Origin of the sequence: Vibrio sp. 10N.261.52.C11, from assembly GCF_041471405.1 — a bacterium.
Taxonomy (GTDB): Bacteria; Pseudomonadota; Gammaproteobacteria; order Enterobacterales; family Vibrionaceae; genus Vibrio; species Vibrio crassostreae_C.
Window position 1 is genome coordinate 203,689 of the sequence record NZ_JBFROI010000011.1, and the last position, 25,489, is coordinate 229,177.

At 45.1% G+C, this 25,489-nt stretch carries 21 protein-coding genes; 13 read left to right on the forward strand and 8 right to left on the reverse strand.

Annotation, left to right across the window (positions count from 1 at the left end):
* The first annotated feature begins 12 nt into the window (after nucleotides 1-12).
* Complete coding sequence (locus AB4323_RS04485) at nucleotides 13-1,434, forward strand: glycoside hydrolase family 1 protein (protein WP_102332271.1); 1,422 nt, start codon at nucleotides 13-15, stop codon at nucleotides 1,432-1,434.
* Nucleotides 1,435-2,047: 613 nt separating this feature from the next.
* Here AB4323_RS04485 and AB4323_RS04490 read toward each other — a convergent pair.
* Both AB4323_RS04490 and AB4323_RS04495 read right to left on the reverse strand, forming a co-directional pair.
* On the reverse strand, nucleotides 2,048-3,676 hold the full coding sequence (locus tag AB4323_RS04490; protein WP_372151732.1) for an ABC transporter ATP-binding protein: 1,629 nt from the start codon (nucleotides 3,674-3,676) through the stop codon (nucleotides 2,048-2,050).
* A 12-nt stretch (nucleotides 3,677-3,688) separates the two neighbouring features.
* Nucleotides 3,689-4,183: a hypothetical protein gene (locus tag AB4323_RS04495; RefSeq protein ID WP_017068585.1), complete on the reverse strand. Its 495-nt coding sequence runs from the start codon at nucleotides 4,181-4,183 to the stop codon at nucleotides 3,689-3,691.
* Nucleotides 4,184-4,423: 240 nt separating this feature from the next.
* On the opposite strand from AB4323_RS04495, the gene AB4323_RS04500 reads away from it, so the two are divergent.
* On the forward strand, nucleotides 4,424-6,784 hold the full coding sequence (locus AB4323_RS04500) for a Lon protease family protein (RefSeq protein ID WP_372151734.1): 2,361 nt from the start codon (nucleotides 4,424-4,426) through the stop codon (nucleotides 6,782-6,784).
* A 185-nt stretch (nucleotides 6,785-6,969) separates the two neighbouring features.
* Here AB4323_RS04500 and AB4323_RS04505 read toward each other — a convergent pair whose 3' ends face one another.
* Complete coding sequence (locus tag AB4323_RS04505) at nucleotides 6,970-7,716, reverse strand: flagellar brake protein (RefSeq protein WP_017065025.1); 747 nt, start codon at nucleotides 7,714-7,716, stop codon at nucleotides 6,970-6,972.
* Nucleotides 7,717-7,990: 274 nt separating this feature from the next.
* Here AB4323_RS04505 and AB4323_RS04510 point away from each other — a divergent pair, with 274 nt between their 5' ends.
* From AB4323_RS04510 to AB4323_RS04520, 3 genes are read left to right on the forward strand one after another with little or no spacing between them, the layout of a single operon-like run.
* On the forward strand, nucleotides 7,991-8,275 hold the full coding sequence (locus tag AB4323_RS04510) for a GNAT family N-acetyltransferase (protein WP_004732803.1): 285 nt from the start codon (nucleotides 7,991-7,993) through the stop codon (nucleotides 8,273-8,275).
* 11 nt (nucleotides 8,276-8,286) lie between these two features.
* The gene (locus AB4323_RS04515; protein ID WP_017061579.1) at nucleotides 8,287-9,435 is read left to right on the forward strand and encodes a phosphotransferase; all 1,149 of its coding nucleotides are present in this window, start codon (nucleotides 8,287-8,289) and stop codon (nucleotides 9,433-9,435) included.
* Complete coding sequence (locus AB4323_RS04520; protein ID WP_372151736.1) at nucleotides 9,425-10,606, forward strand: MFS transporter; 1,182 nt, start codon at nucleotides 9,425-9,427, stop codon at nucleotides 10,604-10,606. Before AB4323_RS04515 ends, AB4323_RS04520 begins: the two co-directional genes overlap by 11 nt.
* A gap of 108 nt (nucleotides 10,607-10,714) precedes the next feature.
* Here AB4323_RS04520 and AB4323_RS04525 read toward each other — a convergent pair whose 3' ends face one another.
* Both AB4323_RS04525 and AB4323_RS04530 read right to left on the reverse strand, forming a co-directional pair.
* Complete coding sequence (locus AB4323_RS04525) at nucleotides 10,715-11,629, reverse strand: DMT family transporter (RefSeq protein WP_372151738.1); 915 nt, start codon at nucleotides 11,627-11,629, stop codon at nucleotides 10,715-10,717.
* 332 nt (nucleotides 11,630-11,961) lie between these two features.
* Nucleotides 11,962-12,855, reverse strand: coding sequence for a DMT family transporter (locus tag AB4323_RS04530; protein WP_372151739.1), 894 nt, complete (start codon nucleotides 12,853-12,855; stop codon nucleotides 11,962-11,964).
* 123 nt (nucleotides 12,856-12,978) lie between these two features.
* On the opposite strand from AB4323_RS04530, the gene AB4323_RS04535 reads away from it, so the two are divergent.
* Nucleotides 12,979-13,461, forward strand: a complete 483-nt coding sequence (locus tag AB4323_RS04535; protein ID WP_017054932.1) for a MarR family winged helix-turn-helix transcriptional regulator — start codon at nucleotides 12,979-12,981, stop codon at nucleotides 13,459-13,461.
* Between the two features lie 98 nt (nucleotides 13,462-13,559).
* Here AB4323_RS04535 and AB4323_RS04540 read toward each other — a convergent pair whose 3' ends face one another.
* The gene (locus AB4323_RS04540; RefSeq protein WP_008220964.1) at nucleotides 13,560-14,000 is read right to left on the reverse strand and encodes a heme-binding protein; all 441 of its coding nucleotides are present in this window, start codon (nucleotides 13,998-14,000) and stop codon (nucleotides 13,560-13,562) included.
* 101 nt (nucleotides 14,001-14,101) lie between these two features.
* Nucleotides 14,102-15,727 carry a malate synthase A gene (aceB, locus tag AB4323_RS04545; protein ID WP_372151741.1) on the reverse strand — a complete coding sequence of 542 codons (1,626 nt, stop codon included), beginning with the start codon at nucleotides 15,725-15,727 and terminating at the stop codon, nucleotides 14,102-14,104.
* A 313-nt stretch (nucleotides 15,728-16,040) separates the two neighbouring features.
* Here aceB and gcl point away from each other — a divergent pair, with 313 nt between their 5' ends.
* The 7 genes from gcl (at nucleotide 16,041) to AB4323_RS04580 (ending at nucleotide 24,617) form a co-directional block, all read left to right on the forward strand.
* Complete coding sequence (gene gcl / locus AB4323_RS04550) at nucleotides 16,041-17,813, forward strand: glyoxylate carboligase (RefSeq protein ID WP_108110672.1); 1,773 nt, start codon at nucleotides 16,041-16,043, stop codon at nucleotides 17,811-17,813.
* Between the two features lie 116 nt (nucleotides 17,814-17,929).
* Nucleotides 17,930-18,706 (forward strand): hydroxypyruvate isomerase, encoded by a 777-nt coding sequence (hyi, locus tag AB4323_RS04555; RefSeq protein WP_108092570.1) that lies wholly within the window; start codon nucleotides 17,930-17,932, stop codon nucleotides 18,704-18,706.
* 37 nt (nucleotides 18,707-18,743) lie between these two features.
* The gene (locus AB4323_RS04560) at nucleotides 18,744-19,640 is read left to right on the forward strand and encodes a 2-hydroxy-3-oxopropionate reductase (RefSeq protein ID WP_017076971.1); all 897 of its coding nucleotides are present in this window, start codon (nucleotides 18,744-18,746) and stop codon (nucleotides 19,638-19,640) included.
* Between the two features lie 187 nt (nucleotides 19,641-19,827).
* Complete coding sequence (locus AB4323_RS04565) at nucleotides 19,828-21,138, forward strand: glycerate kinase (RefSeq protein WP_372151743.1); 1,311 nt, start codon at nucleotides 19,828-19,830, stop codon at nucleotides 21,136-21,138.
* A gap of 163 nt (nucleotides 21,139-21,301) precedes the next feature.
* Nucleotides 21,302-21,910 carry a TetR/AcrR family transcriptional regulator gene (locus AB4323_RS04570; protein ID WP_102332259.1) on the forward strand — a complete coding sequence of 203 codons (609 nt, stop codon included), beginning with the start codon at nucleotides 21,302-21,304 and terminating at the stop codon, nucleotides 21,908-21,910.
* A 253-nt stretch (nucleotides 21,911-22,163) separates the two neighbouring features.
* Nucleotides 22,164-23,600 carry an amidohydrolase gene (locus AB4323_RS04575; protein WP_372151745.1) on the forward strand — a complete coding sequence of 479 codons (1,437 nt, stop codon included), beginning with the start codon at nucleotides 22,164-22,166 and terminating at the stop codon, nucleotides 23,598-23,600.
* A 273-nt stretch (nucleotides 23,601-23,873) separates the two neighbouring features.
* Nucleotides 23,874-24,617 carry an oligogalacturonate-specific porin KdgM family protein gene (locus AB4323_RS04580; protein WP_372151746.1) on the forward strand — a complete coding sequence of 248 codons (744 nt, stop codon included), beginning with the start codon at nucleotides 23,874-23,876 and terminating at the stop codon, nucleotides 24,615-24,617.
* Between the two features lie 139 nt (nucleotides 24,618-24,756).
* Here the strand turns inward: AB4323_RS04580 and AB4323_RS04585 are convergent, their stop codons facing one another.
* Nucleotides 24,757-25,401: a MurR/RpiR family transcriptional regulator gene (locus AB4323_RS04585; RefSeq protein ID WP_108093583.1), complete on the reverse strand. Its 645-nt coding sequence runs from the start codon at nucleotides 25,399-25,401 to the stop codon at nucleotides 24,757-24,759.
* Nucleotides 25,402-25,489: the final 88 nt, after the last annotated feature.

Here is a 25,489-nt window from a genome sequence, read left to right on the forward strand (position 1 = left end):
TAGGAAAAGACTATGAAATTCTCCAACAGTTTTCTGTTTGGCGCAGCCACTGCCGCTTATCAAATAGAAGGCGCAATCGATAAAGACGGTAAGGGCCCGAGTAACTGGGATGAATTCGTTAAAATCTCAGGCAAAACCTTTGAAAATACAACGGGTGAATTAGCTGTAGATCACTACCACCGTTATAAAGAAGACATTAGACTCATGGCAGAAATGGGGCTAGAGTCATACCGTTTTTCTATCGCTTGGCCTCGAATTATTCCTAACGGTACTGGTGAGGTGAATCAAAAAGGCATCGATTTCTACAACAACATTATTGATGAATGCTTACATTACGGCATTGTACCATTTGTGACTTTATACCATTGGGATTTACCATTGGAGCTAGAGAAACAAGGCGGCTGGACGAATAAAGCAACCATTGATGCGTTTGTTAACTATGCCAAAGTTTGTTTTGAAGCATTTGGGGACCGTGTTAAACACTTCATAACCTTCAATGAAACCGTTGTTTTCTGTGGTCATGGTTACCTTGCTGGCGCCCATCCACCAGGTATTAAGGATGAGCCTAAGCTCTACTTTCAAGCCACTCATAATGTATTTTCAGCACATGCGAAAGCAGTACTCGCATACAAAGAGCTAAATCAATATGGTGATATCGGCTTAAGCCACGTATTCTCTCCTGCTTTTTCAGTGGACGATAGCATCGACAACAAATGGGCAGAGCGTCACGCAAATCAATTCGGCATCAACTGGTACTATGACCCTATCTTGAAAGGTCACTACCCTGACTATGTTTTGAAGATTCTTGAAGAGCGTGGCTGGATGCCTGAAATACTTGAGGAAGAAAGACTCGCATTAACCCAAGCTGCTCCACTCAACGATTTTATTGGTTTGAACTACTATCAACCCGTACGAGTAGAAAGAATTCTAGGCCAAGCAGAACACGTTGAGCATTCACGAGAAAATGCCACAGGTGCTCCTGGCAACCCAAGCTTTGATGGTGAATACCGCAGCGTATCAATGAAAGATAAGCGTTACACCAAGTGGGGTTGGGAGATTTCACCGGAAGGCTTTGTTGATGGTTTGAGACTACTCAAAGACTATTATGGTGATGTCACTATGTACATCACTGAAAATGGCCTCGGTGATGAAGACCCAATCATTGAGGGAGAGATATGCGACATTCCTCGAATTAACTTCATTAATGACCATTTAGTGGCTGTAAAAAAAGCCATTGATGAAGGTGTGAACATTCAAGGTTATTATGCATGGTCTGCAATTGACTTACTCAGTTGGCTGAATGGCTATAAAAAGCAATATGGCTTCATTTATGTAGACCATCAAAACAACCTAGACAGAAAGAAAAAAGCTTCTTTCCATTGGTATAAGGACATTATAGCGAGTCGAGGGGAAAGCCTTAAATACCCCGCTTAAAATCAAGCGAGCTATTGCAAAAAATGTCAATAGCTCGTTTTTGACCAAAAAGTAAAATCATTAATATTATGACTTCGAGCGCTTTCATAAAAGCAAAGAATAAAAAAGACTGAACGTGAGAAAGTGTTGGCCGGTGAACTCTATAACCCGGTAGATGATGAGTTAAGTAAAAAGACGTCGTAGGTGCAGAAAAATAGAACGTCAACTTAACAACACAATGATAGGTGCTCCAGAGTAGAGGAATTCAATTGATGAACTTAGTCATCTTTGTGGCTTTTTAGCTAACTTATTGATTGCTAGGTTAACAATGTTACTAAAACACTTTTGTCCAAAAACGAGTTGAACTAAGCCGCTCTTCGACTATGACGACTACCAGCGAACTCTGTTTAAAGTCCGTTAATTTTAGCAAACCTTCATAATCACTGGTTCGAATCACTGGCGCGAATCACTGAGTTGATTTTTCATATACGCCAGAAACGAAAAATGTCGCATCCATGCGACATTTCTCTTTTGGCGGCCAAACCAGTTTTGCTATATCCATTCTAGATTTCAATCCATTAGGAGATTATTCAGAATGTAATTATAAGACGCTGTTAATGTTGATTAGTTCCCTTTATGCGGCATTTTTTTTCGATTTATCTTCTAAGTCGAATGACGCAGCGATTAATTTCTTGGTGTAGTTGTTTTTCGGCGCATTGAAAATCTCTTCTGCAGACCCTTCTTCCATTACTTCGCCCTTCTGCATCACCAGTACGCGATCCGACAGTACTTTCACTACCGAGAGATCGTGGCTGATGAACAGGAAGCCGATATTGTGCTTGGCTTGAATGTCTTTCAGCAGGTCAATCACGGTCAGTTGTACTGAGCGATCGAGTGCTGAAGTCGGTTCATCCAGCAAAATGAAAGAGGGCTCTAGAATCAGTGCGCGAGCAATCGCGATACGTTGTCTTTGCCCGCCAGAGAACTCATGTGGATAACGGTTTATTGAATTCGGCTCTAAGCGAACTTCAATCAATGCTTTGCGCGCTCTTTCTAAACGTTCTTGCTTGGATAGATGAGGTTGATGCACCGTTAAGCCTTCGGTGATGATTTCCCCAACTGTCATGCGTGGTGATAAAGAACCATAAGGATCTTGGAACACCATTTGGACATCTTTCTTGAGCTTGTGACGCTCTTTATCATTTAATAAGCTAACGTCTTGGCCTTTGTAAACAATACGTCCGGTACTCGGCAGCAAGCCGATTAATGCACGTCCAAGGGTTGATTTACCTGAACCAGATTCACCAACAATGCCTAGCGTTTCGCCTTGCTTAAGATTCAACGAAATGCCTTTTACGGCTTCGAAGTACTGGCTTTTACTCTTGATAAAGTGTGATTTCACCAAGAACTGAACTCGGATGTCGTCAGCACACAATAGTTCTGGGGCTGTCGCCTCAACAGGAACCTTAGCGCCTTTCGGAATCGAGTTAATGAGCATTCTTGTGTAATCATGTTTAGGACTATCGAACAAAGATTGAGTCATCCCTTCTTCTACGAGCTCACCTTTACACATCACTAGCACGCGGTCTGCAAAGTGTTTCACCACACCTAAGTCATGGGTGATGAACAAAATTGCCATTCCCATCTTGCCTTGGATCTCTTTGATAAGAGCAAGCACTTCAGCTTGAACCGTTACATCTAATGCAGTTGTAGGCTCGTCAGCAATCAGGATATCCGGTTCATTAATCAGCGCCATTGCGATCATGATGCGTTGCAGCTGACCACCCGAAAATTCGTGAGGGTACTTGGTGTACGACTTTTCTGGCATTGGCAAGTGCACAAGATTAAACAGCTCAATCACTCGCTGTTTGGCTTGAGACTTTGACACTTTACGATGACACATAATAGCTTCTGCCACTTGAATGCCGACGCGCAGGTATGGGTTCAAAGATGTCATCGGCTCTTGAAAGATCATGCCGATTCTGTCGCCACGAATCGACTGCATTTCACGCTCTGATTTTTCGAGAACAGACTCGCCTTCAAACTCAATTTGAGACTGCGGATCAATAATGGCGTTGTCTGGAAGTAGACGCATCAGTGCGTTGGAAGAGACAGATTTACCAGAACCTGATTCACCAACAATGGCCAAGGTTTCGCTGGATTTAAGGGTAAAGTTAACCTTTTTCACCGCATCAACGATTCCATCGTTGGTTTTGAAGCTAACGGAGAGGTTATTGACTTTAAGAAGAGCCCGGTCCGACATGATATATCCTTATCAATTTAAGACATTAGGTGAAGATTGAACTTCTGACGTTGTTTTAAGTTGCCCAAAATGGTGATGAGCACGTTGAATTTGTTCTAGTTCGAGCATCCAATGCGAACTGCGCTGAGCGCTGCAAAAAGCGATCAGGTGATTGAGCAAACCTTCGCTCTGCTTTTCCAATAATCCAAAGGTACGTTGAATCAGCTCAGTGTTCTCCAGAGAGATAAATTGCATCAGAGCGTAAGATTGATTCAAGGTATCGAAGGCTTGTTGATGCTGACCTAATCGGTTGAGTATCTCTGATTGAGCGACACTTGCGTCTCTCAACCCGGCAAGCAGGCAGGCAAATTGGCAAGGCTTAATATCGCTTTGGTATGCTGCATCTTGGATGTGATGAGGAAGTGAGGTTAGAACATCACCATACAGGCGCTGTGCTTCAGGCCAGTGACCTTGTTCCATTAACTGTTCAGCTTTTAGGTAGTGCATCCAGCATCGTTCAATTTCCATATCCACATCCTCAATTTATAATATCAGAAAATGTTAATGATATTTATTATCAATTGCAAATTAAAATCATTCACATGTTAAGTTGGTGAATTAAATGACGAGCTATTCCTAAAAATGGCTTAAATTGTGTGTTATTTGTTCAGTTGAACAGCTGTGTAGCGTAAGTCACTAAATTTGTAGGAAATTACATCTACACTGATTTTATCTACACCCAAGTAATGAAGGACTAAGGAGGCGGCGATGGCGATGCAAAGACTCAATACAGAACAGCTGTATCAGGTAGCGGATTTAGATAAGCTACCATGTAAGTCGACCAAAGAACTGGCTCCAATTGACGAAATCGTCGGGCAGGAACGGGCACAAAAAGCCGTTGAGTTCGCGATGTCAATCAAGGAAAAGGGTTACAACATTTATGCGATAGGGCGAAATGGTCTGGGTAAACGCACCATGATCTTGCGCTATCTGAACCGTCACCCTCAAGAAGTGCAGGAGCTTTTTGATTGGTGTTATATCGCGAACTTTGAAGATATTCGTACACCTAAGGTACTGAAATTGCCGCGTGGCGTTGGCAGCAGCTTAAAGCAAGATATTGAAAAATTGATGCGTAAACTGCTGAAAGGTATGCCTCTAGCGTTTGATAACGAGATGTACTTTAGCCGTGCTGACAGGCTTAAAAACCAATTAGCAGCTAAGCAACAAGCCGCGTTAGAAAGCATTAGCCAAGAAGCGAAAGACAAGGGCATTAGCCTGACGATCACCACTCAGGGTGATTACCAGTTTGTGGCAATGAATGGCGATGATCTTCATACCGAAGAGAGCTTTGATCTGCTTTCGCCGGAAGAGCAAGACCAGTTCGATAAAACCATTGATGGATTGGAAGTCGGTCTGCGAACCATTTCTCGTGAGTTGACGGAACTTGAAGAAACGTACACTGAGAAAATTCAAAAACTGAATGATGATACGGCGCGAGACGTGATCACGCACTTCATCAAGCAATTGAAGAAGGATTACAGCCAATATCCAGACATCAAAAAGTACCTAACGGCACTGCGTAAAGACATTGTCGACAACGCTGACATCTTCTTAGAAGAGAGCACGGAGCAAGCAGAAGTTGCAACGGCCTCTTTGGATAAGAAAATGCCGCGTCGCTACAAGGTTAATGTGATTGTGAGCCAAAAGGAGGAGACTCTGCCGATCGTGGTGGAAGAGAATCCAAATTATCACTCTCTGTTTGGCTATGTAGAAACGGCGACGTTCAAGGGTACTGTCTTTACTGACTTCTCATTGATTCGCGCAGGTAGCTTACACAGAGCCAACGGTGGCGTATTACTGATGGATGCGGTGAAGGTACTTGAGCAGCCGTACGTTTGGGAAGGCTTGAAACGAGCACTGCGTTCACGTCAATTGAGCTTCACTTCATTAGAAAAAGAGGTGACCTTAACGGGGGCGGTATCGCTTGATCCAGAACCGATTCCATTGGATGTTAAGATCATCCTGTTTGGCGATTACCGAACTTACCAACTGCTGCAACACTACGATGCAGAGTTTGGTGAACTGTTCCGTGTAACGGCCGATTTTGAAGATGAGATGAAGCGTACTCCCGATTCTGAAATGCATTACGCGCGCTTTATTTCGAGCATCGTGCACGACAACAACATGCTGCATTGTGACCGTAAAGCGATCGCTCGCATCATTGAGCACAGCTCTCGTCAGGCGGGTGACCAAGGTAAATTGTCTCTGCACTCTGCTCACATTGCTAATCTGCTTCGTGAATCAAACTACGTGGCGAGAGGCTCAAAATCGAACCTGATTCGTGCAACGCACGTTGACCAAGCGTTATCTAACCAACAGATGCGTGTCGGACGACTGCAAGACAGCGTGATGGAAACCTTCACTAACGGCACAACGCTAATCCATGTTGATGGTCAAGCGGTTGGGCAAGTGAATGCGCTGTCTGTACTCAGCACGACGGATCATATGTTTGGTGCGCCGAACCGAATCACGGCAACCACCGCTTACGGTGATGGTGAAGTGATTGATATTGAAAGAAACGTAGACCTAGGTGGCAGTATTCACTCAAAAGGGGTGATGATCTTGTCGGCTTACCTTTCTTCCGTATTTGGTAAGACAGCCAAAGTCCCGCTCACCACTAACATCACCTTCGAGCAATCGTATGGTGGCGTCGATGGTGACAGTGCGAGTATGGCCGAGTTCTGTGCGGTAGTGTCAGCGTTTTCTAAGCAGCCAAACCGTCAAGACATCGCGATTACAGGCTCGATGAACCAGTTTGGTGAGTCTCAGCCTATTGGTGGTGTGAACGAGAAAATTGAAGGTTTCTTTGATGTGTGTGAAATCAAAGGGCGTTCAAACGAACAAGGGGTGATCATCCCGCGTTCAAATGTTCACAACCTGATGCTACGCAGCGATATCGTGAAAGCGGTTGAAAAGGGCGAGTTTAATATCTGGGCGATTGACCATGTAACAGAGGCGATTGAGCTGTTCACAGGCAAAGCCGCTGGTGAAGCAAGTGATGAGGGTAGCTATCCAATTGATACTATCTTTGGTATCGCCCAAGCTAAACTGAACGCACTGCGCAAATAGTTTGAATATCTAGATACAAACTATTTGCTAAATAGATAGATAAACAAACAGATAAACAGCTAAAACGCAAAAGCCATCGATTCTAGAGTCGATGGCTTTTTTGTTGGTTACGATTTGGTTTACCAGTGAGCTATTTGTATTTGGTCAGCTTGCTGTATTCGGTGAAAGTCGCGTGTTAAAAGGCGTTACCCATTTCGTAAGCAAAGCTTGGTGCCATCGAACTTCAGTTTTGCCAACAAGTGTTTGGCGTTAGCTCGGCCAATATCATCAAATTCAACACCATATCGAGCGTAGTGCGTCGATTTCTGTAGGTTACAGACGATGCCTCGCAGTGGCGGAATCAGTGGGCCATTGTAGTTCTCAGGGGTTATCTCAATAGACACTCGATCGGCAATCTGAATCGCACGAGAGGTCGGCGAGGTAACGAAACGACAACCACTTTTCGATAAATCTCGTATCTCACAGTTTGCTCGCTGGTCGTTGAAGATGATTCTTGAAGCCAGATTCACTTCATAGCGTGTTTCTTTACGTAGCTGTGTCACTTGCATCGTGCTTGGTGTAGACAGCACTAGAATAGGGAAGGGTTCACCAATCTTATGGTGAATTTGGCTTCTAAAGTGGATAAGCGCGCCTTCACCTCGTAGAGAATACGCACGAGCGGTCATCCAAAAACCTTCTTGAAAGAAAAAGTTCAGATCTTCATTGGATACCTCGGGAACCTCAACCACAATACAGTTATCACTGTGCGTTCCGATAAACTTGGTGGTGGCGAGAAACTTCGTGCCAACGGGAGTCGAGACATTTAATGTCAGCTCACTGCCGTGCTCAATCATGGCCAGTGCATCAGTGCTATTGATAGTGGAAACGGTGCGATTACGAGGGTCTTGAAGTGCCTGATTATGCTCCAAAGGCTTCTTCAGGGGTGCGTTCATTATATGTTCTCCATGCGCCAACATGCGTCTGTTAGTTATACTGGTAACTTGCTAACAAGGGGTTATTACGTGCTAGATTTAGTGGACGTACTCACATAGATTTATAGAGTGCCTTTTATCATTTCTGATTTTATATTAAGCCGATTGCACTGAATTATTTGCTGTGTTTGTAAGTACTTAGTTTTATTTATATGCACTTGCGCTAGTCTATTACAAGGAACTCATACTTCAAACTTTTATTGTTTGTCGTATCCATTATTTGCAGGAGTTGAGAATGCAGGCAGTAAAATGGGATCAAGAAGTGAACCAGATCACGGTAGAGTTAGAACCCAACCAGTTCGCGGTCGTTAAGTATCAAAAGGACGGAGATGTACTACATATCACGTCGACACGCATTCCTGATGAACTGCAAGGCAAGGGCTTTGGGAAGGTGATGATGGAGTCGGTATTGCCTGAAATTGAACAAGCGGGCTTCAAAATTGTGCCGGTTTGTAGCTATGTGGTTCACTACATGAATAGGCAGCCACAGTGGTCACACCTTCTATCCGATAAAGCATAACAACGAGTAATATGTCTCAATCAATATCGTCGAATAATCGAGCTCAACCTGAAGCGGGTTCAAGTCAAAATCAGCCAGAGCTTTATCAACAAGAGTTTTATCAAAATGAGCTTTATCAAAAAATAGCGACCTCGCTGGGTTGTCATGAAGGGTTTGATGTCCAAGTGATTCAACGCCTATGGGGTGGATATGGCGAGTTAGTTCGCTTAGTCTTTTCTCAAGAAAGCAGTGCGGAACTCAAGAGTGTGATTGTTAAACATGTCGCGTTGCCAGATAAAGCTGAACACCCAAAGGGTTGGAATACCAAACTCTCTCACCAACGAAAGGTACACTCTTACCAAGTGGAAACAGCTTGGTATCAGTCATTCACCCAACAATGGGATGAGCGCTGCCCTGTACCTGTTGGGCTGCAATGTGAACTAGAAGAGAATGAGTGGCTGATTGTGATGCAAGACTTAGCGGATATAGGTTTTCCGTTAACCTCTCATTTTGATGTTCTTGCTGCTTCTGACTATCAGGCACCTAGTTACACACGAGAAGAGCAAAAACAACGCGATGCTTGCCTTAAATGGCTCGCTAACTTTCACGCAAAGCATATCAATATCAATCAAGAGCAGTTGTCATCATTGTGGCAAGTCGGTACTTATTGGCATCTAGATACACGTCCTGATGAGCTCAATGCCTTGGCTGATTTACCATTGAAGAACCAAGCCAAGCACATCGACCGTTTACTAAAAGAATGTCCATATCAAACCTTGGTACATGGCGATGCCAAGCTCGCCAATTTTTGTTTTGATTCTGAAAGCGAGCGAGCAGCTGCGGTCGATTTCCAATATGTGGGTTACGGCTGTGCGATGAAAGACGTCGCCTTGTTCATGAGCAGCGCGATTAGGCCACAAGATTGCGCAGAGCTTGAATCAGAAGTACTAGATGCTTACTTCCACTACTTGAAAGAGGCATTGGCGTACTATCAGCCACACCTTTCATTTGATGAGGTAGAAGCAGCATGGCGACCAATGTTTTACGTGGCGTGGGCCGATTTCCAACGTTTCGTAAAAGGCTGGAGCCCAGAGCATTGGAAGATTAACCCTTATACTGAGCAGTTGACCTTACGAGTGCTCACTCAATTAGACGAACAGGAGTCCGTAAATGTTCGATAGAACCGCGAGTTGGAAAACGCCGCAAAACTTTTTATTATTGCTTTCGATTGTTGTACCGATCGCGTTTTCGAGCTGGATGGCTTTACTTAATAACTTCGTGATTGAGAAGGCGAACTTTGATGGTGCGGATATTGGCTTGCTGCAAAGTGTGCGTGAGATCCCGGGTTTCTTAGCGTTTACCGTAGTGTTTGTGTTGGCATTCATTCGTGAACAACGCTTCATGTTGATATCGCTGGCGATGCTCACTGTAGGCACCGCGATTACGGGTCTGTTCCCCTCACTCACTGGATTGTTGCTGACTACCATTTTAATGTCGACGGGCTTTCACTATTTTGAAACGCTGAAGCAGTCTTTGTCACTGCAATGGTTGAGTAAAGAAGAAGCGCCAGAGATGCTAGGTAAGATGATCTCCGTTGGCGCGTTGGCATCTTTAATCACTTATGGCTCTATTTGGGTGATGTTAGAGCAACTCAAACTCGACTTTGCTTGGGTGTATGGCATCACTGGCGGAATTGGTTTGGTTTTAGTTTTGGTGATGACCTTTGGTTTCCCTGAATTTCAGACTAAGACCCAACAAAATAAGAAACTGGTATTGAGAAAGCGTTACTGGCTCTACTACGCACTAACGTTTATGAGTGGTGCAAGAAGACAAATCTTCACCGTGTTTGCAGGCTTTCTGATGGTAGAGAAATTCGGTTACTCGGCAGCTGACATAACGCTATTGTTCTTAATCAACTACCTATTTAACTTCTTGTTCGCAAAACGTATTGGTCGATTTATTGGTGTGGTGGGTGAGCGTAAGGCGCTGATTTTCGAGTATGTCGGTTTGATTGGTGTATTTGTCGGTTATGGCTTAGTGCAAAACGCAGAGTGGGCGGCAGCACTTTACGTGGTCGATCATTTGTTCTTTGCATTGGCACTAGCGATCAAAACTTACTTTCAGAAAATTGCAGATCCGGCTGACATGGCATCAACCGCTGGTGTCTCTTTCACCATCAATCATATTGCAGCGGTCGTTATTCCAGTGGTGTTTGGTGTGATTTGGTTGTCTTCTCCTGCAACGGTTTTCTATATTGGTGCAGTGATGGCCGTGGTTTCTCTAGCGCTATCTTTAAACATTCCGAAGAAACCTGAAGAGGGCAACGAAGTGCGAATGTTTAGCTGGCGCTAATGTTGGTCTCGATATTATGACATAAGCAAAAAGCTCCAATAGTGATATTGGAGCTTTTTGTTTATGTGGGATATGTATATCTAATCCGCAAAATAGGTTTCACGCGGATCAGTTTCTTACGGTTTTTAATTCGGTACGCAGCTTGAAAATTCCCTTTGGTGCCTTGGTGAGTAAAATGCCGCAAAGCAGGGGGATCATCATAAACAATGATTGTTCAGACAGAACTTCACCGTTGACGTAACAAGATATTAGCAGCGCTACTACCGGGAAAATCAAAAAGCAGATAGACGCTTGGAAAGGGGTCGAAACCTGTCCTAATTTGAAGTAAGCCACAACGCCGCCAACACTCGCGACAAAGCCTAGGTAAACCACGGCTGAGATTGAATCCCCAGTGAAGGATTCAACATTCACGTTTTCACCTACAGCTGAAACAGCGAATAAGAATAAAGCAGCAATCAGGCTCGGTACGGCGTTGTAGGTTAGTACTTCAATACCTTTGCAGTGCTTTTGAACCAGCACATACATAACTGCGTGAATCGCAACAGCAAGGCCTAAGCAAACCGTGCCAATTAGGTAGTCATCGCCACCCATCTGCATTTCGTTGCCAAGGATTAAACATAGGCTCACAACAGCAGTAATCAAACCGAATATCTGGTGCTTCGCCAGTCGTAGACCTAAGAATAAGCCAGACATCAGCATCACAACCACAGGCATGTTGGCGAAGATGATCGACGCTAAACCTGAAGAGATGTATTGCTCGCCATAGATCATCAACGTAAACGGAATCGCGAAATACATCAGCGCAACAATAAGCAGCCATTGGCGCTTACCTTTAGGGAACAGCAGTGGTTGGTTGAAGACTTTCGCCAATACTGCAAGCAGAGGTGCTGCAAGTAAAAAGCGCAACGCAGTAGCAAAAATAGGTGGGATAGAATGCAATGCTACTTCCATAGCGAACCAAGTGGTTCCCCAAATTAAGCAAACAGAGACAAAAAGCAAAATAGTTAGCGACTTCGAATTCATGGTGACTACTCATTAATAATTATTTTAAATCATAGGCTTGTAGCGCCTTAATGACGTGGCACAGTATAGAAAGGTAGTCGGAGAAAAGTTTTGTCTTTTTATCTCTAATTTGAGTTTTTTGTGGAAATTAAATCTCTAGTATGATTATTTCATAGAAAATAAATTCGCTTTAGATAGTTAAAGTAAAGTAATTGTTCTTTGTGAGGTTTAATTTAACTTAAGGAATGGTCAACTCAACGAGTATGGCTGTTGGGTTATTGCTGTTAGCGTAGCAACAAAAAACGCGCCCTCAATGAGGCGCGTTTTTGAACAATACGTTTAAGAGGCTGCGTCTACTGCGTAACAGGCTTAACTTGTTTGAATTGTCTTACCGCAAGGATAAGTTGTGGTAGCAGTGACATCACTATCATGCCGGTCATTAGTGAGTATTGTACTGCAGTGAATGATTCACCCATTAACACCATGCCTGTCACGATGCCAGCCACTGGGTTTGCGATTCCACCGAAGGTGAAATCAACCACCGACATACGTTGTAGCAACCACACATACATGCCGTAACCCAGCGCTGTGTTTAGGCCAATCACCCACACGAGTCCCATAGCATTACGAGTATCGAAATGAGTCACGGCATTAACATAAGGCTGCGGGTCGATGAATGCATGAACGCCAGACGCGACAGACAAAATCGTACCGCCCAGAATCAACTGCCACGTTAATACCTTCCACCAGTGCATGCGGTTACCCAGTGACTTGGTAATGCTGCTGCCGATGACAATACACATTATTGCGGCAAACATTGCGCCTAAACCGATTGGGTTCAGAGCAATTTGGCTTGGGTTAAACAGTATCCACGCTAAGGTGATCAAGCCAATACCCGAAAGGGCTTGAATCAGATGCGGGCGCTGTTTTTTCACTACCCAGTGGAAGATCATCGCGAACACTGGCACAGAGATCATACCCACGCCAGAGATTGCCGAAGGCAGCGTTAGCGCCATCACGAAGATCAAGCCAAAGAAAGTCGCGATATTGATAAGGCCCAGTGTGAAAATGATTTGCCACTCGCCTTTTTTAGGCAGTGTTGGTTTTACTGCTAGCAATAACAAACCAGCAGGTAACGCACGCAAAGCACCCAATAATAATGGTGGCCACTCCTGTAGCGTAAATTGCGTCACTGCATAGGTTGTTCCCCAAAAGAACGCGGGGATCATTGCTAATAATATGTTCATCTGAAATATCTTTACGTTAAGATAACTATTGTGTGAACTGTATACTGAGAACTAGTGGTTGTAAAGTATCTTTATGTTAAACTAGTTTGAAGTAATCAGACTAACAACGGAGCGAGATTGCAAATGGATGCTATCGACCGCGTAGTAGAGCAATGGGCAAAGGAAAAGCCCGAACTAGAAACTGAGCCTATGGCAATGATGGGTCGGATTATGCGTATTGCCAAGTATATGGAGACGCAAGTTGCCGAGCTTCATAAAAAATACGACATGAAGCTGGGTGAGTTTGATGTGCTGGCGACGTTGCGACGTTCTGGGAAGCCTTACCGACTGACGCCATCTGAACTGATTGGATCCATGATGCTGACATCTGGCGCGATGACCAATCGCCTTGATAAGCTAGAAGCCAAAGGGCTGATCAGTCGTGAACACAGCAAAGAAGACAGACGCAGCGTGAGTGTCCAGTTAACTAAAGATGGTCTTATTCTGATTGACCAAATGATGACTGAACATGTCGAAATGCAGAAAAAACTGGTTAAATCATTGTCTGCGAGTCAGAAGAAGAACACCAACCAACTTCTGAAAACATGGTTGAGCGCGTACGAGTAGTTTTTCTGATCTTCCTTTAGATTCAATAAAAACCGAAGCTTAATCGCTTCGGTTTTTTTGTGCTTGTTTAAGAACTTCAAGTACAGCGAATTGGCGAGTTAAGCTTGCAGCATCTCGTCACTGAACAGTTCTGCACAACCAATGCCGTTGATGGCGCAACTTTCGTCGATGTCTGAGATGTCACCGCTGACCCCAATCGCACCAAGTACTGTTTTATCCTTATCTCGAATCAGTAGCCCCCCTGGAACTGGCACCATGTTTCCGTGTGCGAGTACGTTTACGGCGGAGATAAATGCTGGTCGATTATCAGCATCTTGGGCGAGTTTTCTAGAGGAACAACCCAGTGCGAGTGCTCCCCACGCTTTAGCAATCGCGATGTCTGGTCGCATCATGCTAGAGCCGTCTTGACGTTGCAGAGAAATCAGCTTGCCACCGCTGTCTAAGACGGCGACCGTCAAAGGTTCTGTGTGGATCTTGTTTCCTGCTTTTAAGGTGCCATCAATGATGGTTAACGCTTGTTGTAGAGTCAAACTTCCCATGTTATCTCCTAGTTTTTCAAGGGGCCGTGTACCAAGCTAAGTCAGCCAATCATTACGCTTGTTGTGAATATCATCGACTGATTCAGCTCGGTACAAGAGTCCTAACTGGACTCTTGTAATAGCCCATAGCTGGGTAAAGTTAGGAAGGCAGCGAACTCTTTGGCTGTAGAAAGTTGATAGAAAAGATCAGCTGTCTCTTCAAATCGACCTGCTGTATAGCGCGAGTCTCCGACTTCATGTTTTATCGTGTCTAGCTCTTGGTAAAGCCAAGAGTGGAATAGTGATTTGGTAAAGGTTTGGCCATCATCGAGTGTTACCCCGTGGTGGATCCACTGCCAGATATTGGCTCTTGAGATCTCAGCAGTCGCGGCATCTTCCATGAGGCCGTAGATAGGCACACAGCCGTAGCCTTGAATCCAAGCTTCGATGTAATAAAGCGCGATGCGTATATTCTTACGTACTCCTACTTCGTCGCGACTGCCCTCACAAGGCTTTAGCAACGAGTCTGCATTGATCACATGCTCTGGGCTTTGGAAATCCATTTGGTTTACTTTGCCATCTAAGTGCTTATCAAAGATCGACATTGCCAAATCAACCAGTGCAGGGTGTGCGACCCATGTGCCATCATGTCCGTTCTGAGATTCTCTTTGTTTATCTTCGATAACCTTGGCGGTTACACGTGCCATTTCTTGCGGGTCTTTTGCTGGAATAAAGGCTGACATCCCACCCATTGCTAATGCGCCACGAGCGTGACAAGTGCGCACCAACAGTTGGCTATAGGCGTTGAGGAATTCTTGATCCATGCCGATCCCGTGGCGGTCTGGCAAGATGCGGTCTTTATGGTTTTTCAGCGTTTTGATGTAGCTGAAGATGTAATCCCAACGGCCACAGTTCATCGCTACGATATGATCACGCATGGCGTATAAGATCTCTTCCATTTGGAATACGGCTGGCAGAGTTTCAATCAACACGGTCGCACGAATGGTGCCTTTGGGTACGTGGAAATAGTTTTCGGTGAAGCTGAAAATATCGTCCCACCACTGTGCTTCTTCCATGCTCTCAAGCTTGGGAATGTAGTAGTAAACACCTAAGCCTTGTTTTGCACGTGACTGATAGTTATGGAAAAAGTACAAGGCGAAGTCCATCAAGCAACCGCCGATAGGCTGATTGTTGAATTGAATGGACTGCTCAGGTAAATGAATACCACGTGGGCGGGCAATCAGCAGTGCAGGATCGTCGTTTAATTGGTAACGCTTCTGCTTCTTCTCATCGAAGTAGCTAATGGTGCCAAGGTTGGCGTCTCTTAGGTTGATTTGCCCTTCGACCATATTGGCCCAAGTCGGGGAAGACGCATCTTCAAAGCAGCACATGAAGACTTTCGCGCCTGAGTTTAGCGCGTTGATCACCATCTTTCTTTCGATAGGCCCGGTGATCTCTACGCGGCGATCCAGTAGCTCTGTTGGAGGTGTTGCCACTTTCCACTCTTTATTCTGACGAATGGAAATGGTGTCTTTTCTGAAATTGGGTAGCTCACCCTCGTCATATTGAGCTTGTTTTGTGTCGCGGTCACTTAGCAGGGCATGACGGCGATCTCCAAACTTATTGACGAGAGCTTCTAAGAATTTTAATGCATCTTTAGACAAGATCTCTTTGTACTCGGAGTTGTCCATATTCCCGAGTACCTGCATACACTGTACTTCTTCTCTCTCTTTTACGTCATTCATCATTGTTGTCTCCTTTGAACAATACGATATCACTTTGTATACAAAATGCTCTTTTTAAGGATATTTATATTGTAGAAATTGTAAACAAGCAAACGTTATTTAACATTTATTTATCATTTGGTCTTTTTGTAATTTATTTTTACGTAAAGATATTTTATGTAAAGCAATGAATTGTAAGCTTTTCAGGATGAGTGCGTACTTAATGTGATGGGTTGATGTAACAAAATTGTTTCATTTTGGGGTTGATAAATAGCTAGGATGGTTCATAGTACACAAAAGTTAGTTTAATTGTATACAATCTTAACTGGAGGTTCGAATGGCAATTATGAAAGCGATTGAAGCAGCGGTAGAGGTGCTTAAACGTGAAGGTGTAGACATCGCATTTGGTGTTCCCGGCGCAGCAATTAACCCTATGTATGCGGCTATGAAAAAGCTCGGAGGAATCGACCACGTCTTAGCTCGTCACGTAGAGGGTGCATCCCATATGGCTGAAGGGTATACGCGTACCAATCAAGGCAATATAGGTGTGTGTATTGGTACTTCTGGTCCTGCGGGAACGGACATGATCACGGGCCTTTATTCTGCGACTGCAGATTCGATTCCAATTCTATGCATCACCGGCCAAGCGCCCCGTGCTCGTCTTCATAAAGAAGATTTCCAAGCGGTCGACATTGAATCTATCGCTAAACCAGTCACTAAATGGGCAACCACGGTGCTAGAACCTGCACAAGTGCCACGCGCATTTCAAAAAGCCTTTCATTTAATGCGTTCGGGTCGTCCGGGGCCAATCCTGATTGATCTACCGATTGATGTTCAGCTGGCTGAAATTGAATTTGATATCGATACCTATGAACCGCTAGAACCTTATAAGCCACAAGCAACCCGCGTGCAGGTTGAGAAAGCATTAACCATGATGTCTCAATCTGAAAAACCGCTGATTGTATCGGGTGGTGGCGTGATTAATGCTGGCGCGTCCGAATTGTTGCAACAGTTTGCCGAGATCACTGGTGTTCCTGTGATTCCAACCTTAATGGGTTGGGGATCGATCCCGGATGATCATGACTTAATGGCGGGTATGGTAGGGCTACAAACTTCTCACCGTTACGGCAACGAAACCATGCTCAACTCTGACTTTGTGTTTGGTGTCGGTAACCGATGGGCTAACCGTCATACCGGTTCTGTGGATGTTTACACTGAAGGCCGCAAGTTCGTACATGTGGACATTGAACCGACTCAAATCGGCCGTGTGTTCTGCCCTGATTTAGGCATTGTCTCAGATGCGAAAGCAGCACTAGAACTAATGGTCGAAGTGGCGCAAGAGTGGCGTGATGCAGGCAAACTGCCGAACCGAAATGCTTGGGCAAGCGAGTGTCAGGAACGCAAATCGACCATGCTGCGTAAAACCAATTTCGATGAAGCGCCAATGAAACCGATGCGTGTTTATGAAGAGATGAACAAGGCATTTGGCCGTGACACTTGCTATGTGAGCACCATTGGTTTGTCGCAAATTGCCGCTGCTCAATTCCTACATGTTTATAAGCCTCGTAACTGGATCAACTGTGGTCAAGCAGGTCCACTAGGTTGGACTACACCCGCTGCATTAGGCGTACGAGCGGCCGATCCAGATCGCGATATTGTCGCTATCTCTGGTGATTATGATTTCCAATTCATGATTGAAGAGCTGGCGGTAGGTGCGCAGTTCAACTTGCCATACATTCATGTGTTGGTGAACAACTCATACCTAGGATTGATTCGGCAAGCGCAGCGCCAATTTGATATCGATTATTGTGTACAACTGGCGTTTGATAACCAGAATGCGCCAGAGCTTGAAGGCTACGGTGTTGACCATGTTGCCGTTGTTGAAGGCCTAGGCTGTAAGGCAATTCGAGTTCGTGAACCAGACCAAATTGCCGCTGCGTTTGAGCAAGCCAAAGAGCTGATGAACAAGCATAAGGTACCGGTTGTTGTTGAGTTGATTCTTGAGCGAGTAACCAACATTGCGATGGGCGTAGAGATCAATGCGATCAATGAATTTGAGCCGCTTGCCGAAAGCCGCGGCGATGCTCCAACGGCGCTGGCGTACAAGTAATCATTAAGTCATGTGTATCCGTAGAGTTGAGGTTTAGCTCTACGGAAAGTCTCCAATAGAGCGAGGCTTTACTACAAATAACCAGATTTTTACAAATAAAGAATAAGGACAGAGTCATGGCAAAATTTGCAGCAAACTTGTCAATGTTATTCACGGAAGTTGATTTTATTGATCGCTTTGAAGCTGCCGCAGAAGCGGGCTTTCAAGGTGTGGAGTATCTTTTCCCTTACGCCTTTGATGCTCAAGCAATCAAAGCAAAGCTCGATGCTAATAACCTACAGCAAGTGCTATTTAACTTGCCTGCGGGTGATTGGGACGCTGGCGACCGTGGTATCGCGGTAGACCCAGCACGAGTTGAAGAATTTCAAGCAGGTGTACCTAAAGCCATCGCTTACGCAAAAGCGCTCGGTTGTACTCAAGTGAATTGCTTGGCCGGGATTGTGCCGCAAGGTGTGACCCAACAAGACGCGCAATCGGCGTTTGTGATTAACCTGCATTACGCGGCGAACGCGCTAGCAGCAGAAGGAATCAGCTTAGTGATAGAAGCGATCAACACCCGTGATATTCCGGGCTTCTTCCTAAATACCACAGAGCAAGCTAAAGCGATCATCAAAGAGGTAGGGAGCGATAACCTTTCTATCCAATACGATATTTATCACATGCAAATTATGGAAGGCGATCTCACGCCGACCATGCAACAAAACATTGGCCAAATCGCACACGTGCAACTGGCGGATAATCCAGGCCGACACGAACCGGGTACCGGAGAAATTAATTACCCATTCGTGCTCAATTATCTTGATGAGCTTGGCTATCAAGGCTGGGTTGGCTGCGAATACAAGCCAAAAACAACCACGACAGAAGGCCTTGGTTGGCTGCACCAGTACCGTTAATTGCGTCTGGTAACCCTCAAACGTTAAGGAGAACAACATGTCTAAAATTGCATTTATCGGAACTGGCATCATGGGTAAACCTATGGCGAGTAACCTTCAAAAAGCAGGTCACGATTTGATTCTGTCGGATCACTTTAATGCAGCACCTGCCGACCTTGTGGCAGCGGGCGCAACGGTCTGTCATTCACCAGCTGAAGCGGCTGAAGCAGCAGATATCGTTATCTTAATGGTGCCGAATACACCACAAGTTGAAGATGTCCTGTTTGGTGACAACGGCGTCGAGAAAGGTCTAACTGCGGGCGGTGCAGCTGGAAAACTGGTTATCGACATGAGTTCGATCTCGCCAATCGCGACCAAAGCAATTGCAGCGCGAATCAATGAAGGTGGTGCTTCATACCTTGATGCACCGGTATCAGGTGGCGAAGTAGGCGCTATTAATGCAGCGCTGACTATCATGGTGGGCGGTGAGCAAGACGCCTTTGATAAAGCACGACCTCTGTTCGAAATCATGGGTAAGAACATCACGCTAGTAGGCGACAACGGTGCGGGTCAAACCTGTAAGGTCGCAAACCAAATCATCGTTGCTCTGAATATCGAAGCCGTGTCTGAGGCGTTAGTATTTGCTTCGAAAGCAGGTGCTGATCCAGCACGCGTACGTCAGGCGCTATTAGGTGGCTTTGCTAACTCTAAGATCTTGGAAGTGCATGGCGAGCGCATGGTTGAAGGTACATTTGATCCTGGATTTAGAATCTCGCTTCACCAGAAAGACCTGAATCTTGCGCTAACGGGCGCACAAGAATTAGGTGTCGCACTACCGAATACGGCTAACGCTCAAGAGCTATTTGGCGAGTGCGCCGAAATGGGCGGTGAAGGTTGGGACCACTCTGCGCTTATCCAAGCGATTGAGAAACGTTCTGACCACTCGATTCGTTAATTAATTAGGGCTGCTATCGATGCGTAGCCCAACAGTTTGTTTATAAATCGCGTAGTTTCGTCTCCTTTTATACGCGTTCCTGATACGAGGCAAAGGTTGAAGTTGTTCCTTTCCAACTTGATCTTAGCAGGCACCCTTTGGCCTTGTATCGGGGTTCTTTTTTTCTCCGTCAACTAAGGAGTGGATGATGGACATTGATGCTAAGCAGTTTCTGCAAACCCTTTTCTCAAGTGCTGTTAATCAGGCGCTACCTAAAAATCACATCGAACCTTTTCTTGCTCAAGACATTTTTTATCGCTCTGCTAATCAAGCCGGGCGTACTGTGGTGATAGGAGCAGGAAAAGCAGCCGCGTCGATGGCCGCAGAGCTTGAAGCGGTTTGGCAGTCAAAGAAACAGCAAGATCTCGCACTGCGTGATCTTGAAGGCTTAGTGGTGACTCGTTATGAGCACACCGCACCTTGCGAACACATTGAGGTGATTGAAGCGGCGCATCCAGTACCAGATGCGATGGGCTTAGAGGTAAGCCAACGTATGCTGCAATTGGTGAGTAGTTTGAGTGCTGACGACACGGTTATTTGCCTACTGTCAGGCGGTGGCTCTGCTTTGCTAAGTTTGCCCGGTGGTGACATCAGCCTAGCAGAGAAGCAACAAATCAATAAGGCGTTGCTTAAATCAGGCGCCGCCATTGATGAGATGAACTGTGTGCGCAAGCATTTATCGTCAATCAAAGGTGGGCGACTAGCAAAGGCTGCTTACCCAGCAAGAGTGGTCTCTTTAGCTATTTCAGATGTGCCGGGCGATGGCATCAGTGTGATTGCATCGGGCCCAACCGTACCCGACACCACCACGCGTTTTGATGCGATGGCCATTTTAGAACGTTATCAAATAGAAACACCACACTCGGCATTTGAATGGCTAAATAATCCAGAGTCAGAAACCGTAAAGCCAGATGACGTATGTTGGAAAAACGCCGAGCACCATATTATCGCCACCCCGATGTCGGCATTGGAATCTGCTGCGGCAGAGGCTGAAGGATTGGGTATTCCTGCTTATGTGTTGAGTGATTGTATAGAGGGAGAAGCGCGAGATGTCGCGAAAGTTCACGCTGCGCTGGCTAAGCAAGTCGCCAATCATAAGCACCCATTTGAGACGCCTTGCGTGATACTTTCCGGTGGCGAAACCACAGTAACCGTTAAAGGCAAGGGTCGCGGTGGGCGTAATTGTGAGTTCTTGTTGAGCCTATATAACGAGCTCAAAGGCCAAGACAACATATTTGCATTGGCTGCTGATACCGACGGGATTGATGGCGTGGAAGACAATGCGGGCGCGTGGATCACACCTCAAACATGGCAACAAGGTTCGAGCCTGTCGCTTAAAGCGCAAGATTACCTCGATGCGAATAACAGTTACGATTTCTTCGAACAAGTCGATGTGCTTCTTACCACGGGGCCGACGCTGACCAATGTGAATGACTTCCGCGCGATATTGATTCTTTAATTTGAACAGTTCAAAAACACAGTATGGAATGGTCGCTTCTTAACAAATAGAGCGGCCATTTTATTGTTATCAATGCGGTGACCTTGAGTTCTGAAATTATCTTCTGGACTAATGAAGCACGTTGATTACTATGATTTTAGTAACGAGCTGTAAAGGATGCAATATGTCTAGGATCAGACAAAAGAATCAAGATTTAATCATCGAAGTCGCGTGTGAACAATTCGCCACTCATGGTTATGCTGCAACAAAAATGGCCGATATCGCGAAAGCGGCCGACATTCCCAAGCCTAACGTATTCTATTATTTCAGCTCAAAAGATAAGCTCTACAACGCTGTGCTTGAAACCGTCACTCAGCCTTTACTAGAAGCGTCTCGTCCGATTGAAGAGCTCAGCGATCCTGTTGAAGCCTTGTCTCAATATATTCAAACCAAGCTGATCATTTCTCGCGATCATCCACATGCCTCTAAGGTATTTGCCAATGAAGTGATGTCTGGCGCTAAAGTATTGCCGAAAGAGATTGGTGACGAGCTGTATAAGCAATCCCAGATGATTCTTGATAAGTTCTCGACATGGTCGGCGCAGGGCCTAATGGACGATGTTCCCGCTCATCACCTGATGTTTACCATCTGGGCGGCAACTCAAACCTACGCCGATTTTGGCTGGCAGATTTGCAGCGTGATGCAGAAGGACCAACTCGATGATAAAGACTATGCCGATGCCGCTCAGTTCATCACACAGTTAGTGATTAAAGGCTGTGGTGTGAAAAGCTAATGTTGTTTGAACGTTTATCTAGGTGTGTGAGTGACTATAAGCACAGAACCTCTTTTGTGACCTGTTGTGCAATAACTCATTTATCTTGAATTCGGTTCGATTAGGTATGCCATTTTATTTAAATGACAGGTTATAGTATCGCGAAAATTGGCGGCACTTACTCTTCTGAAAAGCGAAAAGCGAAAAGCGAAAAGCTGGAAACTTATAGATGAAGCCGCTAACAATATTACACGCACAACATTAAGGTTTAGCAATGACGCTTAAAAGCTTGGCATGCACCATCAGCGCAGTTCTGCTTGCAGGTTGCGGTTCAACGGTCGCGACGCAAACATACAACGCTGATCTGATCATCACCAACGGACAGGTTCTCACCATCAATTCAGAAATGGATGTGATTGAAGATGGTGTTGTTGTAGTGAAAAACGACCAGATCATCGCAGTCGGTACCGAGGATTTAATGACTCAATATCGCGCAGAAAAAGTGATTGATGCTCAAGATGGAATCGTCATGCCGGGTATGGTGAACGCGCACAACCATTTACCGATGATCGCGTTTCGTGGCTTAGGGGAAGAGGGTATTTCGAATCGTCTGTTCGCTTACTTCTTCCCTCTAGAAGCCGAAAAGCTAAGCCGTGAACTGATTTACAACGCAACCAAGCTTGGCTCTATCGAACTAGCACAAAGCGGTGTAACCACTTATGCCGATATGTATTACCACATGGATGAAATGGCCAAGGCGACCAAAGAAGTCGGCTTACGCGCTGTGCTCGGCGAAACCGTGATTAAGTTCCCAGTGGTCGATGCCAAAGAACCTTACGGCGGCATTGAATACGCCAAAGGCTTTATCGAACAATACAAAAACGATGAGCTAATCACGCCTGCTTATGCGCCACATGCGGTGTACACCGTGAGCAAAGATAAGCTGCAAGAAATCAACAAGCTGTCTGCTCAATACGATGTGCCGGTGCTGATTCACGTTGCTGAATTCCCAAATGAAGAGAAACGCATCAAAGATGAAACTAAGGCAACATCGCCAGTCGAATACATGGATGAAATTGGTGTGCTGGACGAGCGCGTAGTCATTGCTCACGGTATCCATCTTTCGGAGAACGATCAAAAGCTTCTAAAGCAAGCTGACGCAGGGATCTCATACAACCCAATGGCGAACGCTAAAGGTGCAACTGGCATCGCACCAGCATGGGATATGTACCGTGCTGACATGCGAGTAGGCTTAGGAACAGATGGCCCAATGAGCTCTAACCAAGTCGATATCATGCGCACATTAAGCTACGCAGCGAACATGCAACGTTTAAAGCATTCTGACCGCACTATCATGATTCCTGAGCAAGTTATCGAGATGGCGACATTAGGTGGCGCGAAAGCCCTACACATGGAAGATCAAATCGGTTCTCTTGAAGCGGGTAAGAAGGCAGACATCGTGATTGTAGAGACAACATCAGCGAACATGATGCCAAATTACGACCCTTACGCGACCTTGGTTTACCAAGCGAACCCAAGCAACATCGACACGACGATTGTGAACGGCCAAATCGTAATGGAAAACCGTTTAATGCAAACCGTTCAACTGGATGAAATCCGCCAAAGCGTCGATGAGTTTGAAACAGATATCAAAGCCTTTGCCAAAGAGCTTTCTAAGAAGGCGATTAAGTCGAAGAGCTTGATGGATTAGGCTCATTTAACGTTCAATGTTACCTGTCGGTTTTGCTTACTCAGAACTGACAGGTGGCTACGTTCTAGTTTGTTCTATTATCTATTATTCGAAAAAATTGCTCACGGTTTACGGCTAAAGCCCGTTTGGATACTGGTTTTGAATGTGACCAATCTTCAAGTTGAACCGTGATACATCGAATGTACCACAATACTTTTTACTCATTGAATACCTCAGTTTTATAGTGGCGGCGACGTAAAAGCTCGTCCCTCTAATAAAATATAAAGGTTGAAAATGAAAACCCAAGTCCTACTTTGTTCTACTCTTATTGCTCTTTCTTCAATGCCCACTTTTGCCGGAGAAACCAAGTTAGATGTGCGTTTTGGTCATAACACGGCATCTGATATTCGTGATAGCCGTGTCAAATTCATGCATACTTTTGATACAGGTTTCTACTTTAGTGCGGAGGCTGCTCAGATACATAATGATGGTTACTTTGCCGGTAATGATTCAAACGATGAAGATAAAAATGGTCTAAAAGCAGCCGCTCAAGAATTTGAAGCAACTTACAAATTCCAAATTAATGAACAGTGGTATTGGGCCCCTGGTCTGGTGACGGTCACCGCTCCAAATTGGACGGAATATCGCCCATATCTAAAGTTGGGAACAAGCTTCGAAAATGGCGTGTCTTTAACTGGTCGTTACCGTTACAACTGGTCTAACGATGCGAATGGTAAAGACTATTTAGATGGCAGCGGCACGGCTCGTGGCGCCTCTAATCAGTTTGATATCTGGCTATCAAAAAGCTTTGGTGACGTAGGTTTAATGTATAACCCTCGTTATCGTTATCAAGACGGTGTCGATCAAGGTACGGGTCGTGACGATTATTGGGAACACACGATAATGGTTAACTACCAGATTAATGAAACTTGGACACCATACATGGAGCTTGTCTCTGTCGATGAAACTTACGTGGACTCTAATGGTAATCGAGAAAACGACTATGCGGTGCGTCTAGGGTTTGTCATGAACCTTTAATTTAGCCCGTTCTAGAACAAGCTATGTCCTTGAACAAACAATGCCCATGAGCATATGTCGATTCTTGGGTATGTGTGGAATCTAAAAGAGCAGCCATTGAGCTGCTCTTTTTTTGTTTGGGAGAACTGAAAGATTGATATTAAAAAGTCAGCAGTTCTTTACCTATTTGGTCGATGATTTGCAATGTGTGTATCTGAGACTCCCTACCATACAAAGAAATACCATCTACCTGCTCATCCAGCGCGACGTTTAAGTGGCAAACTTGGTCGAGCGTTGATCCATTGTGGCTTATCCCTAGCACCTTGAGCCCTTTTCGTTTTGCATTTTGTGCCATTTCAATCACAGCGTTAGTCTCGCCAGATTTACTGATAAGCAGCAGGGTACCGAGCTCAGCTCGAGTCAGTTGATGGATGTCTGTGATCACCAGGTGAGGCACATTGGCTAACGACAGAAATCGAGAAAGATAGCTAACACTCACGATGGACGCGCCACGTGAGTATAAATACACCACTGGTGACGACTTGAGTGTATTGGCTACACCAATAATCTGTTGCAGATTCGTTTCATTCGACGGTTCAGTTACTTGTTGTCTTAGTTCGCTTGCTAACTTGTAACGTAGCTCCGTATAGCTTGCGTAGCCCATCTTTTTACAGACACGGTTAACCGAAGTTGTGGTCGTTAAGGCTTTATTTGCAATGGTTTTGGCGGAAATATCTTGAAGTTCACTGGCGTGGCTGATCAAGTATTCATAAATCGCACGTTCTATACCTTGAAATGTGTTCATTGCTCTCAGCTATTATTGAATAGGCTATCAATATTACGCGGGAAAACGAGAAAAATACCATGACTTCAATCACAGATGTATCGTGATA